The 13,680-nt window shown below is 73.8% G+C and carries 10 protein-coding genes; 8 read left to right on the top strand and 2 right to left on the bottom strand.

From position 1 onward, the window contains the following. Position 1 precedes the first annotated feature (1 nt). Positions 2–1,414, top strand: coding sequence for a PLP-dependent aminotransferase family protein (locus FM076_RS04345; protein ID WP_243274294.1), 1,413 nt, complete (start codon positions 2–4; stop codon positions 1,412–1,414). Positions 1,415–1,502: 88 nt separating this feature from the next. On the opposite strand, the gene FM076_RS04340 is transcribed toward FM076_RS04345, so the two are convergent. Further along, positions 1,503–3,152, bottom strand: coding sequence for a hypothetical protein (locus tag FM076_RS04340; protein WP_345944887.1), 1,650 nt, complete (start codon positions 3,150–3,152; stop codon positions 1,503–1,505). A 46-nt stretch (positions 3,153–3,198) separates the two neighbouring features. Continuing rightward, positions 3,199–3,393, bottom strand: coding sequence for a hypothetical protein (locus FM076_RS04335; protein WP_173868609.1), 195 nt, complete (start codon positions 3,391–3,393; stop codon positions 3,199–3,201). Between the two features lie 450 nt (positions 3,394–3,843). Between FM076_RS04335 and FM076_RS04330 the strand changes: the two genes are divergently transcribed. From FM076_RS04330 to FM076_RS04300, 7 genes are all read left to right on the top strand, one after another. Further along, positions 3,844–5,145 carry an amidohydrolase gene (locus FM076_RS04330; protein ID WP_345944886.1) on the top strand — a complete coding sequence of 434 codons (1,302 nt, stop codon included), beginning with the start codon at positions 3,844–3,846 and terminating at the stop codon, positions 5,143–5,145. A gap of 83 nt (positions 5,146–5,228) precedes the next feature. Next, complete coding sequence (locus tag FM076_RS04325) at positions 5,229–6,419, top strand: acyl-CoA dehydrogenase family protein (protein WP_173874501.1); 1,191 nt, start codon at positions 5,229–5,231, stop codon at positions 6,417–6,419. A gap of 219 nt (positions 6,420–6,638) precedes the next feature. Then, on the top strand, positions 6,639–8,480 hold the full coding sequence (locus FM076_RS34590; protein WP_173868608.1) for a serine/threonine-protein kinase: 1,842 nt from the start codon (positions 6,639–6,641) through the stop codon (positions 8,478–8,480). 74 nt (positions 8,481–8,554) lie between these two features. Further along, positions 8,555–9,658, top strand: a complete 1,104-nt coding sequence (locus tag FM076_RS04315; RefSeq protein ID WP_173868607.1) for an NAD(P)H-dependent flavin oxidoreductase — start codon at positions 8,555–8,557, stop codon at positions 9,656–9,658. Positions 9,659–9,723: 65 nt separating this feature from the next. After that, complete coding sequence (locus FM076_RS04310; protein ID WP_173868606.1) at positions 9,724–11,274, top strand: AMP-binding protein; 1,551 nt, start codon at positions 9,724–9,726, stop codon at positions 11,272–11,274. Positions 11,275–11,491: 217 nt separating this feature from the next. Next, positions 11,492–12,946: an amino acid permease gene (locus tag FM076_RS04305; protein WP_173868605.1), complete on the top strand. Its 1,455-nt coding sequence runs from the start codon at positions 11,492–11,494 to the stop codon at positions 12,944–12,946. A 17-nt stretch (positions 12,947–12,963) separates the two neighbouring features. Then, positions 12,964–13,671 carry an alpha/beta fold hydrolase gene (locus FM076_RS04300; RefSeq protein ID WP_173868604.1) on the top strand — a complete coding sequence of 236 codons (708 nt, stop codon included), beginning with the start codon at positions 12,964–12,966 and terminating at the stop codon, positions 13,669–13,671. Positions 13,672–13,680: the final 9 nt, after the last annotated feature.

The raw sequence follows: 13,680 nt of genomic DNA, 5'->3' as shown, positions 1-13,680 counted from the left end.
GCTGCGGCTCCTCGTCCTGGAGGGCCGCATCCCCGTCGCGACGCGGCTGCCCGCCGAACGGGAGCTGGCCGCCGCGCTGTCCGTGAGCCGCACGACCGTCGCCGCGGCGTTCGAGGCGCTGCGCGCCGACGGGTTCCTGGAGTCGCGGCGCGGCTCCGGCAGCTGGACGACCGTGCCCGCGGGCAAGCCGCTGCCCACCCGGGGCCTGGACCCCCTCCCGCCCGAGAATGAGGGCACCGTCATCGACCTGGGCTGTGCCGCGCTGCCCGCCCCCGAGCCGTACATGAGCGCGGCCTTCCAGGGCGCGCTCGCCGCCCTGCCGCCCTACGCGCACACCCACGGGGACTACCCGGCGGGCCTGCCAGTGCTGCGGGAGGCCGTCGCCGACCGCTACACCGCGCTCGGCGTCCCGACCATGCCCCAGCAGATCATGATCACCACCGGGGCGATGGGCGGCGTCGGCGCTCTGGCACGGCTGCTGGCCCCGCGCGGTGAGCGCGTCGCCGTCGAACACCCCTCCTACGCGAACGTCCTCCAGCTGCTGCGCGAGACGGGCGCCCGCCTCGTCCCCGTCCCCATGGCGGACCGCCTCGCCGGCTGGGACCTGCCGGCCTGGCACCGCACCCTGCGGGAGGCCGCACCCCGGCTCGCGTACGTCGTCGCGGACTTCCACAACCCGACAGGCGCCCTGGCCGGCGCGGAGCAGCGCCGCGAACTGGTGGCCGCCGCACGCGCCTCGGGTACCGTCCTCGTCGCGGACGAGACCATGGCGGAGCTGCCGCTGGGGCCGCCCGGCGCCACCGGCACCCCGCACACCGGTTCGGCGGGGCTGGAGATGCCTCCGCCGATGGCCTCCTACGATCCGGGCGGCTCGGCCGTCATCACCGTGGGTTCCGTCAGCAAGTCCATCTGGGCCGGGCTGCGCATCGGCTGGATCCGGGCCGCGCCCGAGGTCATCCGCAGCCTCACGGCGGCGCGCGCCTACGCCGACCTGGGCAGCCCTGTGCTCGAACAGCTCGCCGTCACCGAGCTGCTGACCGGCGACGGCTGGGAGCAGGCCGTCACGCTGCGCCGCGAACGCGCCAGGGAGAACCGCGAGGCCCTCACCTCGGCGCTCCGCGATCACCTGCCCGACTGGGAGTTCACCGTCCCGCGCGGCGGCCTCACCCTGTGGGTGCGCACCGGCGGCCTGTCCGGTTCGCGGATCGCGGAGGCGGGCGAACAGCTGGGCGTACGGGTGCCCTCGGGGCCCAGGTTCGGGGTGGACGGCGCGTTCGAAGGGTACGTGCGGCTGCCGTTCACCATCGCCGAGCCGCTCGCCCGGGAGGCCGCTGCCCGGCTGGCGGCCGCCGCCGACCTGGTGCGGTCCGGCGCGCCGACCCCCTCCGACCTGCCCCGCTCCTACGTGGCGTGAGGGCCGCTCGCGCCACGCGGGAGTGACCGGTCCGGGCCGGGGAGCCGCGGGGCGTGAGAGCGCCCGCCGGCGGTCCGGCGGGCTCGCCTCAGGTGGCCTGGGGCGCCCCGGTCACCGGTACCTGGCCCTCGGTCACCGGTACCTGGCCCTCCGCCGCGGAGGCGGACGGGGCGGGTGCGCGGACCGACTCCGGCAGCAGTTCCCGGACGGCCGTGCGCGCGGCCTCGGGCGCCGTCCCGTCCAGCGGGTCGGGGGTGACGGGCACCTGGAGACGCAGCACCGGGCCGCAGCCCAGCCGTGCGAAGCCCCGGCCGCGGGGCGCGTCCCGGGGCGGTCCGGTCTGCGGCGCCGCCCCGAGGACGGTGCCCGCCTCCTGGGGGGAGACCGCGCCCAGCACCACCCGGGCCCTGGTGCAGGCGAGGACCGGGTCCGCCAACTCCTCGTCGCTGCCGAACTGTTCGGCCACCACCACCGTCACGCCCGCCGCGCGGCCGTGCCGCAGGGGGGTGCGCAGCAGTTCCTGCGGGTCCGTGGCGCCGTGGACCCGTGCCAGGTGGCTGAGCGCGGCGGGCCGGTCCACCAGTACCCACAGCGGCCGCCGTGCGCCCGCCGGCGGGTCCTCGCCGCGCTGCCGGGCCCGGCCCGCGGCCGTCAGCCTGCGCTCGGTCTCGCGCGCCGCCCACTCCAGCGCGTCCAGCGCCCCGGGCAGCGTGGTCTCCACGCCCAGCACGCCGCGCCGCGCCGCGAAGCCGGCGAACTCGCCGCCCCCCTCGCCGTCGACGAACAGGACGTCGCCGTCGCGCAGGGCCTGCAGGGCGAGGGACCGCAGCAGCGTGCTGGTCCCCGCGCCCGGCAGGCCCACGGCCAGCAGGTGGGGCTCCGCCGGGCGGTGGCCGGTGCGCCAGAGCACGGGCGGCAGGTGCCGGGGGGAGGCGTGCGGGTCCAGGAGCCGCACGGGCACCGTCCCGCGGACCTCGTAGCCGTCCGTGAAGCCGAGCACCGTCTCGCCGGGTGCGGTGGCGAAGGGCTGGGCGGGGATGTCGGTGGGCAGCGGTTCGAGTGCGGTCATCTCCAGCAGGTTGCTCTCCTGGTCCCAGCAGAAGCGGTACTCGCGTCCGCGGCCGGTCTTTGCCGCCAGCAGTTGTTCGACGCGCAGCCGTTCCGTGAGGTGCCCGTCGGGGAACCAGGCCGGGTAGCGCAGCAGCAGTTCGCTGATCCGGCCATCCCGGAAGGCGTACTCCTCGAACGCCTGCTCCCACGTCCCGCCGGGTACGTACAGCGGTTCGGGGGAGGGGTCGCCCGCCGGGGCGAGGCAGGGTACCAGCGCCTCGTACAGGGCCTGGAGCCGGGCGCGTTCCCGCTCGCCGGCCTTTGCCCCGGCCGCCGCGGAGGCGGACGCGCCGTCCCTCCCGTACCAGGCGGTCGCCGCCAGCAGGCAGAGCGTGGCCAGCGCCGGGCCGTACGGCAGCAGCCAGAGCAGCACTCCGCACGCGGCGACGGCGAACAGCGTGGGACCCCGCCGTTCGCCGGGCGTCCGGCGCCACCAGTCGCGGCACCGCGCCAGCAGGCGCGGTGCGCCCCGGCCGAGCACGAGCAGCGGGTGCAGGACGTCGGCGAGACCGTCGGCCGCCCTCCGCGCCGCCTGCCGCGCGTGCGTCCGCGACAGCGGTGACGGCCGGTACGGCTGGGGCAGCCGTACCGGCCGCGGCAGTTTCGGCGGCCTCGCCCATCGGCCCACGCCCGCTCCTCCCGCCTGGCTCGCCGGCCCGTGCTCCGGTGCCGGCCTACAGCTTGAGGCCGCCCAGCAGGCTCGCCAGGCTCTCGCCTCCCGCCTTGATGCTGGGGGCCATCGCGGTGCCCGCGAGGTAGAAGCCGAAGAGGGCGCACACCAGCGCGTGGGAAACCTTGAGGTTGTCCTTGCGGAAGAAGAGGAAGACGATCAGGCCCAGCAGGACGACGCCCGAGATGGAGAGAATCACCAGTACTCCTGATGTAGGGGACGGTCACCATGAGTTTCACCAGCTTCACAGATCGTGCTATTCGTGGGAAACGGGCAACTGGGTGATTTAGCACATAACGCCCCTGAACGGGTCGTGTTGCCGCCTCGTCCCGGGGGGAAGCGCCACCTCGAGGCCGCACCGGCCGGCCCGGACGATCCAGCGCCCAGCAGCCCGGCCGGCCCGGAGAACGCCCATGTGAGCGGCCGGTTGTCGCCCCGTCAGGCCCTTTGGCGGGCTCCGGCGGACGCGCCGCCCGCCCGGCTCCGCGCCCGCACGCCCCTGGTGCGCGAGGCCGCGGCACGGAGGACGGCCCGGTCCCGGACGGGGGTACCCATCCGGTCGCCCGCCCGCCCGGCGCGGGCCGCCCCGCTCCCTCCCGCCGGGGAACCGCCGTACGAGACAGCACCCGCACCGAGGAAAGGCCCACCCGTGAGCGACACCGCACCCCACGATGTGACGACCGACGCGGCCGACGCCGTCCTGTCCGGACTCGGCGGCCTCCGCGAGAACCTGGAATCCCTCTACAAGGATTTGCACCAGCACCCCGAACTCGGCTTCCAGGAGCGCCGTACGGCCGGGCACGTCGCCCAGGCGCTGAACGAGTGGGACTACGAGGTCACCGAAGAGGTCGGCGGAACCGGCGTCGTCGGCGTCCTGCACAACGGTGACGGGCCCACCGTCCTGCTCCGCGCCGACATGGACGCGCTGCCCGTACGCGAACAGACGGGGCTGCCCTACGCGTCCACCGGCACCGGCACCGACGCGGACGGTGTCGAACACCCGGTCATGCACGCCTGCGGGCACGACGTGCACGTCACCTGCCTGCTGGGCGCCGCGCGGCTGATGTCCGACCGCACCGACGCGTGGCAGGGCACGCTCGTGGTGCTCTTCCAGCCGAACGAGGAGGGCGGCTCGGGCGCCCGCGCCATGGTCGACGACGGGCTCGCCCGGCGGATCCCCCGCCCGGACGTGGCGCTGGGCCAGCACGTGCTGCCCGCGCCCGCCGGGACGGTGCTCACCCGCTCCGGCGTCATGATGGCGGCCTCCGACAGCCTCCGCGTCACCCTGTACGGGCGCGGCGGGCACGGCTCCATGCCGGAGCGGGCCGTCGATCCCGTGGTGCTGGCGGCGATGACCGTCGTCCGGCTCCAGACGGTCGTCTCCCGGGAGGTCTCCGCCACCACGCCCGCCGTGGTGACCGTCGGCTCCATCCAGGCGGGCAGCGGTCCCAACATCATCCCCGACAGTGCCCGGCTCCAGCTCAACGTCCGCTCCTTCGACGAGGAGACCCGCACCCGCGTCCTGGCGGCGGTCCGCAGGATCGTCACCGGCGAGTGCGCCGCCTCCGGTGCCGACCGTGAGCCGGAGTTCGAGACGCTCAGCGAGTTCTCGGTGACCGAGAACGACGAGGAGGCCACCGGCCGGGTCGCCGCCGCCTTCGAAGCCGCCTTCGGCGCGGACCGCGCCCTGACCGTGGGGCCGCTGCCGGCCAGCGAGGACTTCGGGGAGCTGCCCGCCGGACTCGGCTGCCCCTCCACCTACTGGGGCATCGGCGGCATCGACCCGGACACCTACCGCAAGGCCGAGCGGGCCGGAACCGTCCACCAGGACATCCCCAGCAACCACAGCCCCCGCTTCGCCCCCGTGATCCAGCCCACCCTGGACACCGGTGTCCGCGCCCTGGTCACCGCCTCCCTCGCCTGGCTGGCCCCCCGGCCGAAGGGGGAGTGAGCGCGGCGGGCATTCCCTTGTCGTGGAACACGTTCTACTGTGTGCGCCGCCAGCGGGGAACCGTCACGGAGCGGAGGGGCACCGTGTACCTCGACTACACCACCGAACAGCGGGAACTGCGCGCGCACTTGCGGGAGTATTTCGCCGGACTGGTGCCGAAGGACGCGCACACGCGCTTCGCGGACCCCGCCGGCCAGAAGAAGTTCTACCGCGAGACCGTACGGCGGCTGGGCCGGGACGCATGGCTCGGGGTGGGGTGGCCGCGCGAGTACGGGGGGCGCGGCATGAGCGCCGTGGAGCAGTTCGTCTTCTTCGACGAGGCGGCCCAGGCGGGCGTCCCGCTGCCGCTGATGGCGCTCAACACCGTGGGACCGACGCTGATGCGCTACGGCACCCAGGAGCAGAAGGACCACTTCCTGCCCCGCATCCTGTCCGGTGAGCTGGACTTCGCCATCGGCTACAGCGAACCCGACGCGGGCACCGACCTGGCATCCCTCAAGACCCGCGCGGTGCGCGAGGGCGACACCGAGACCGGGTACTACACCGTCAACGGGCAGAAGATCTGGACCACGAACGGGGACACCGCCGACTGGGTGTGGCTCGCCGTGCGCACCGATGGGGAAGCGCCGCCGCACAAGGGCATCACCCTGCTGCTCGTGCCGACCAGCGACCCCGGCTACTCGTGCACCGTCATCACCACGCTGGCCTCGCACGACACCACGGCCAGCTACTACCAGGACGTCCGCGTGCCCGCGAGCCGCCGCGTCGGCGAGGAGAACGGCGGCTGGCGGCTGATCACCACACAGCTCAACCACGAGCGCGTCACCCTCGCCGCGCACGGCACGACGGCCATCCGCGCGCTGGCCGACACCCGCCGCTGGGCCGAGCGCACCGCGCTGGGCGACGGCCGCCGCGTCATCGACCTGGGATGGGTCCGCACCCGGCTGGCCCGCGCCCACGCCCGGCTGGAGGCGATGAAGCTTCTCAACTGGCAGATGGTGGAGGCCCTGGACAAGGGCACGCTGACCCCGTACGACGCCTCGGCCGTCAAGGTGTACGGCAGTGAGGCGCGCCGCGACGCCTACGCCTGGCTGATGGAGGTGGCCGGCGCCGCGGGCCCGCTCAAGGAGGGCTCGGCGGGCGCGGTGCTCAGCGGCGAACTGGAGCGCGGCTACCGCAGCGCCGTCATCTTCACCTTCGGCGGCGGCAACAACGAGATCCAGCGCGAGATCATCTCCTGGACCGGCCTGGGGATGCCGCGCGTACGCCGCTGAACGTGCCGCTCCGCACGGCCGCGGGCGGCTCCGTGTCCGGTGCTCCGGCCGGCCGGTCCGAAAAGCTCCGGAACGGAACGCGTCAGTACCGCGCCGAACCAGTCAAACGCGGACCCCCCGCCACCGGATGGCATACACGCCCAGGAACGAGGCAGCCATACTGAGCAGACATGGGGAGGGACGAGCACAACAGCACGCATCGACGGGGGCGACACGGGGATGGCTCTCAACACCCTGATCCATGACCGCTACCGGCTGCTCGAACTGATCGGGCGCGGCGGCATGGGAGAAGTGTGGCGGGCGCGCGACGAGGCATTGGGCAGACGAGTGGCCGTCAAATGCCTCAAACCGCTGACTCAGCGCGGGGACGCGGCGTTCCTGCGCGTGGTGCGCGAACGGTTCCGCCGCGAGGCGCGGGTGGCCGCCGCGCTGCAGCACCGGGGCGTGACGGTGGTGCACGACTTCGGGGACGACGACGGCCTGCTCTATCTGGTGATGGAGCTGCTCGAAGGCCGCAACCTCAGCCAGCTGCTGGCGGACGGCGAGCAGCCGCTGCCGGTGGCCGAGGTGGTGGACGTCGCCGAACAGATCGCGTGGGCCCTGGCCTACACCCACGACCAGGGCGTCGTGCACCGCGACCTGAAACCGGCGAACGTCATGCGGACCGGCGACGGCACCGTGAAGATCTGCGACTTCGGCATCGCGCGGCTCGCCCACGACATCGGGTTCACCGCCAAGCTCACCGGCACCGGCATCGCCATGGGCACCCCGCACTACATGTCGCCCGAGCAGATCGCCGGGTCGGCGGTGGACCACCGCAGCGACCTGTACTCCTTCGGGTGCGTGCTCTACGAACTGGCCACCGGCGTGCCCCCGTTCCAGGGCGGTGACGCCTGGTCGGTCCTGGTCGGCCACCGCGACACGCCACCCGAGCCGCCGTGCGCCCGCCGGCCCGAACTGCCGGCGCCGCTGGAGGAGATCATTCTGCGGCTGCTGACCAAGGCCCCCGACGAACGGCCGGACAGCGCCACGGAGCTGGCCTGCCGGCTCGCCGGGATCCGGGCCCGGCTGCCCGGGTGGCGGGCGGGTGCGGCGGCGGACGAGGGCGCCGCACCGCGGTGGATGCCCTCGTGGAGCCGCGGGATGGACGGCGGCCTTCCCGCGAACGGGACGCCCGGCCCGTGGGTGCCGCCGAGGGGGAGGGCGGCGACGGGCACGAGCGGTCTCGCGGGGCGCTGGACGGGCAACGGCAGGGCGCCCGAATCCCCGCTCGGGGGCGTGACCGGCCCTGGTCGGCGCGGGCGGGCCGCGCGCGCTCTCGGCCGGCTCCCGCGCGCCGGGTGTGTGGCCGGGGCCGGCCTCCGGCGCGGGCGCCCCTCCGCTCCGTACGCGCCCGCACGCCAGTCGGCGCCGCAGTACGCCGCCGGTCACCGGTCCGCCGTGCCCGACCCCCTCGCCGTGCTCGCCAGCAGGCACGGCGCCGGGATGAGTCTGGGGCGGCTCGGCCGCTGGGAGGAGGCCTACGAGGCGCATCTGGCGGTCGCCGCCGAGCGGGAGCGGCTCCTCGGCCCCTGCCACCCCGACGCCCTCGCCAGCCGCGCCGAGGCGGGCCACGCGCTGGCCCGGCTCGGCCGCTGGGGCGAGGCCCTGGAGGTCTGCCGCAAGGTGGCCGAGGACCGCGCCTGGGTGCTGGGCGGCGACCACCCGGACACCCTCGCGGCCCGTCAGGAGTGGGGCGCCTGCCTGACGGGGCTGGGCCGCCCGGCCGAGGCCCTGGACCTGTACCGCGACCTGGCGGCCGTCCGCACCCGCCTCGACGGCGCCGCCCACCCCGCGACGCTGCGCGCCCTGCACGGGCTGGCCGTGAGCCTGGGCGGACTGGGGCGCTGGGACGAGGCGCTCGAGGCCCACCGGCACGTGGCCTCCGTACGCGAACGCGTGCTCGGGCACGCCGACCCCGAGACGCTGGACAGCAGGAACGAGGAGGCGCTCTGCCTGGAGCGGCTCGGCCGCGGTGAGGAGGCGGCGGAGGCGTACCGGGCGCTGGCCCACAGGTGCTGAGGGGCGACCCGAAAATCTGACGCAGCATCAGGAAACGTCTTCCCTCCGTCGCACGGCTGCGGCATCCTGCGCCCATGCAGACGGAGCTGAGCAGACAGCTGGGAGCAGAGCACGCCCTCTTCGGCTTCACGCCGTTCCCCGCCGTGGCCGCCGCGCTCAGCCGCGCGGGTGGCTTCGGGGTGCTCGGCGCCGTGCGCTACGGCCGGGCCGACGAACTGAGGCGCGACCTGGACTGGATGGAGGCCCACACCGAGGGGCGGCCGTACGGGCTCGACGTGGTGATGCCCGCGAAGAAGGTCGAGGGCGTCACCGAAGAGGACGTCGAGGCCATGATCCCCGAGGGGCACCGGCAGTACGTGAGCGAACTCCTGGCCGCGTACGACGTTCCCGAGCTGCCCGAGGGCGAGCGCGGCGGCTGGCGCATCACCGGCTGGATGGAGAGCGTCGCCCGCGGCCAGCTCGACGTCGCCTTCGACTACCCGGTCAAGCTCCTCGCCAACGCGCTGGGCTCCCCGCCGGCCGACGTCATCGAACGGGCGCACCGCCAGGGCATCCCCGTCGCCGCCCTCGCCGGCAGCCCCCGGCACGCACAGCGGCACAAGGAGGCGGGCATCGACATCGTGGTCGCCCAGGGGTACGAGGCCGGGGGACACACCGGGGAGATCGCCACCATGGTGCTCACCCCCGAGGTCGTCCGCGCCGTCGACCCGCTTCCCGTGCTCGCCGCCGGCGGCATCGGCAGCGGTGAACAGCTCGCCGCCGCGCTGGCGCTGGGCGCCCAGGGGGCCTGGCTCGGCTCGGTGTGGCTCACCACCACCGAGGCCGATCTCGGCTCCCGTGCGCTGACCCGGAAACTGCTGGCCGCCGGCGCGGGGGACACCGTGCGGTCGCGGGCGCTGACGGGGAAGCCCGCGCGCCAGTTGCGGACCGCGTGGACGGACGCATGGGAGCCGGGGGAGGGGCCGGGACCGCTCCCCATGCCGCTCCAGGGGCTGCTGGTCGCCGAAGCCAACTCGCGCATCCAGCGGCACGAGGTGGAACCCCTGCTGGGCACCCCCGTCGGGCAGATCGTCGGCTCCATGAACAGCGAACGCTCCGTCCAGGCCGTCGTCGACGACCTCACCCGCGGGTTCGACCGGGCCCTCTCCCGGCTGAACCGCATCGCGGGCACCGGTTGAGCGCCGGCCGTCCCGGCCCCGCCCCGGGGAGCGGGGCGCCACCCACCAGAAGGGAGAGGCACGACGTGGACGCACCCAACGGGTTCTGGGCGCAAGCCCAGTGGGCTCCCGAACGGACGGTTCTCATCGGGCCGGACGGCACGCCGTGGACCGCCGCCCGCCTCCACGAGGAGTGCAACAGGATCACGCACGGCCTCAGAGCGGCGGGGCTGGGGACGGGCGACGCGTTCGCCACGCTCCTCCCCAACGGGCCGGAGTTCCTCGCCGCCTACCTCGCGGCCACCCAGGCAGGCCTGTACATGGTCCCGGTCAACCACCACCTGGTGGGCCCGGAGATCGCCTGGATCCTCGCGGACTCCGGCGCGCAAGCGCTGCTCGCGCACACACGTTTCGCCGCGACGGCGGCGTCCGCGGCCAACGAGGCGGGGGTGCCGCCGGCGCACCGCTACTGCGTGGGCGGCGCCATCGACGGCTTCCGTCCGTACGACGACCTCGTGCGCGGCCGGCCGGGCGGGCCGCCCGCCGGGCGGACCGGCGGCTGGGTGATGAACTACACCTCCGGCACCACGGGCCGCCCGCGCGGCATCCGCCGCCCCCTCACCGGCAAGCGCCCGGAGGAGACACATCTGGGCGGTTTCCTCGGCATCTTCGGCATCAAGCCGTTCGACGACAACGTCCACCTGGTGTGCTCACCGCTCTACCACACCGCCGTGCTCCAGTTCGCGGGCGCGGCACTGCACATCGGGCACCAACTGGTGGTGATGGACAAGTGGGAGCCGGAGGAGATGCTGCGCCTCATCGACCGGTACCGCTGCACGCACACCCACATGGTGCCGACCCAGTTCCACCGGCTGCTGGCGCTCGACGAGGAGACCCGCGCCGCCTACGACGTCTCCTCCATGCGGCACGCCATCCACGGGGCGGCCCCGTGCCCGGACCATGTGAAGCGGGCGATGATCGACTGGTGGGGGGAGAGCGTGGAGGAGTACTACGCGGCGAGCGAGGGCGGCGGCGCCTTCGCGACGGCCGAGGAGTGGCTGAGGAAACCCGGCACGGTCGGCAGGGCCTGGCCCATCAGCGAGCTGGCCGTCTTCGACGACGAGGGCACCCGGCTGGGCCCCGGTGAGCTGGGCACCGTCTACATGAAGATGAACACCGGCGGCTTCAGCTACCACAAGGACGAGCGGAAGACGCGCGGGAACCGGATCGGGGACTTCTTCACCGTCGGGGACCTCGGATACCTGGACGAGGACGGCTACCTCTTCCTCCGCGACCGGAAGATCGACATGATCATCTCCGGTGGCGTGAACATCTACCCCGCCGAGGTCGAGGCCGTGCTGCTGAGCCACCCCGCCGTCGCGGACGCCGCCGTCTTCGGCGTCCCGCACGACGACTGGGGCGAGGAGGTCAAGGCCGTCGTCGAGCCCGCGCCCGGCCGCACGCCGGGGCCCGCGCTCGCCGAGGAGGTGCTGGCCCTCTGCGCGGAGCGGCTCGCGGGCTACAAGCGCCCCAGGACGGTGGACTTCGTCGCCGAGATGCCCCGCGACCCCAACGGCAAGCTCTACAAGCGCCGGCTGCGCGACCCGTACTGGCGGGGACGCGAGCGGGCCGTGTGAGGCGGCGCCCGGCCCGGGTCGTCGCTCCGGGACGGGTGCCGGGTCCGGCGCGCGCTCCGGGACGGGTCAGGGCCGGACGGGTATGTCTCGGAACGATGCCCAAAGGAGACCTCGTGGACACTTCTCACCCCATCCTGTCGCGGTCATGATGATCACGCGCGGTCGCGGGCCCGCCCGCGGCGGCGCCGTCATCGCATCAACGGCAGGAAGAGGACCCATGGCCGGGCTCTGGAGCGGGGAAGGCGTACTGCGCCGCAAACCCATCGAGCACATCGAGGAACCGGAGGGAGGCTCCGGACAGCAGCTCACCCGCACGCTCGGCCTGCGGCATCTGACCGCGATCGGCGTCGGCGGGATCATCGGCGCCGGGGTCTTCAGCCTCGCGGGCACCGTCGCCAACGGCAAGGCGGGCCCCGCCGTGCTGATCTCGTTCCTCGTCGCGGGGCTGGCCAGCGCCTGCGCGGCGCTCTCCTACGCGGAGTTCGCCGGCCTCATCCCCAAGGCCGGCTCCGCCTACACCTACGGCTACGCCGTCCTGGGTGAACTCGGCGGCTGGTTCATCGGCTGGGACCTGCTGCTGGAGTACACGGCCATCGTGTCGGTGGTCGCCATCGGCATCTCCGGCTACTTCTCCTTCCTGCTGGAGGAGATGGGCGCCACCCTGCCCACCTGGATGATGGGGGCGCCCGGCACGGGTGACGGGCACCGGGTGGACCTGTTCGCGGCGCTGCTGTGCCTCCTGATCGCCTACGCGCTCACCCGGGGCATCAAGAACGCCGCCCGGTTCGAGCTGATCGTCGTGGCGCTGAAGGTCGCCGTCGTGCTGCTCGTCATCGTCGTGGGCGTCTTCCACATCAAGACCGGCAACTACAAGCCGTTCTTCCCCTACGGGCTCTCGGGCGCCTTCACCGGCGCGGCCACCGTCTTCTTCGCCGTCTTCGGTTACGACGCCATGTCGACGGCGGCCGAGGAGTCCAAGGACGCGCAAAGGCACATGCCCAAGGCGATCATCTACTCGCTGGTGATCTCCATGGTGCTGTACGTGGCCGTCTGCCTGGTGCTCACGGGCATGCAGAACTACAAGGAGATCGACCCCGACAGCGGCTTCTCCACCGCGTTCAAGTCCGTGGGCCTCGGCGGCGTCGCCGACATCATCGCGGTCGGCGCCATCATCGGCATCCTCACCGTGATGTTCACCTTCATGCTGGGCGTCACCCGCGTGTGGTTCGCCATGAGCCGCGACGGGCTGCTGCCCAAGTGGTTCGCCAAGACCGACCCGGTGCGCCACGTGCCCACCCGCGTCACCTGGATCGCGGGTGTCGCCTCCGCCGTCATCGCGGGCTTCCTGCCCATCGAGGAGGCGGCCGAGATGACGAACATCGGCATCCTGCTGGCCTTCGTCGTGGTGTGCGTCGCGGTGATCGTGCTGCGCTACCGCCGGCCCGACCTGCCCCGCAAGTTCAAGGTTCCGGGCATGCCCGTCGTCCCGCTGCTCGGAGTGGCGTTCTCCATCTGGCTGACGACCTACCTGGCCTGGCAGACCTGGCTGCGCTTCGGCGTGTGGTTCGTCCTCGGCCTCGTCGTCTACTTCGCCTACTCCTACCGCAAGTCCGAGCTGGCCAAGCGTCCCGGCGACACCCCTGCGCCCTCCTTCGAGAAGCGGGACGGCTAGCCGGTACGGTCCCCCGTATGAGCGAGAACGGAACACGGACGGTACACACGGGCGGGGTCCGGCTCGTCTACCGCGCCTGGGGCGCGGAGGCGGGCGTCCCCGTCGTCCTGCTCCACTGCCTCGGTGAGGACGGCGAGGACTGGCGCGGCCCGCTCATCTCGGCGCTCGGCGGTGAGCACCCCGTCTACGCGCTCGACCTGCGCGGGCACGGCGGGAGCGACTGGCCCGGCTCCTACGCGATGGCCGACTTCACCGGCGATCTGCTCGGGTTCCTCGACGCGCTCGGCCTGGACAAGGCCGTCCTCGTCGGCCACTCCTTCGGGTCCGTCGTCGCCTACCTGTTCGCCCAGGAGCATCCCGGGCGGGTGGACCGCCTCGTCCTGGAGGAGACGGTGGCCATGCGTCCCCTGGAGACGCCCCAGGAGGTGCCCGAGGAGCCGCCGCCGGGCACCCCGCGCTTCGACCGGGAGGCCGGGGTCCAGTGGGCCCGGCAGCGCAACGATCCCGACCCGCGCTGGTGGGAGCGGCTGGGAGCCGTCACAGCTCCCACCCTGCTGCTCGGCGGCGGCGACGGAAGCCACCTCCCCCAGGAGGACCTGCACCTGATGGCCGAGCGCATCCCCGACGCCCGCGTGCTGACCGTCGACGGCGCCGGGCACCTCGTCCACGAAGCCCGTCCCATGGAGTTCACCAGGGCGGTCGTGGACTTCCTGGCGGAGAGCTGAGCCGGAGGG

The sequence above is a fragment of the Streptomyces albus subsp. chlorinus genome (assembly GCF_013302895.1).
In the GTDB taxonomy this organism is placed as follows: domain Bacteria; phylum Actinomycetota; class Actinomycetes; order Streptomycetales; family Streptomycetaceae; genus Streptomyces; species Streptomyces chlorinus.
The sequence above is the reverse complement of the archived record's forward strand: the minus strand, read 5'-3'. Positions and strand labels throughout refer to the sequence as shown.

Bases quoted from the DNA above. Each gene is read 5' to 3' on its own strand.
- FM076_RS34590 (WP_173868608.1), top strand. From the start codon at position 6,639: ATGGCTCTCAACACCCTGATCCATGACCGCTACCGGCTGCTCGAACTG.
- FM076_RS04315 (WP_173868607.1), top strand. From the start codon at position 8,555: ATGCAGACGGAGCTGAGCAGACAGCTGGGAGCAGAGCACGCCCTCTTC.
- FM076_RS04305 (WP_173868605.1), top strand. From the start codon at position 11,492: ATGGCCGGGCTCTGGAGCGGGGAAGGCGTACTGCGCCGCAAACCCATC.
- FM076_RS04300 (WP_173868604.1), top strand. From the start codon at position 12,964: ATGAGCGAGAACGGAACACGGACGGTACACACGGGCGGGGTCCGGCTC.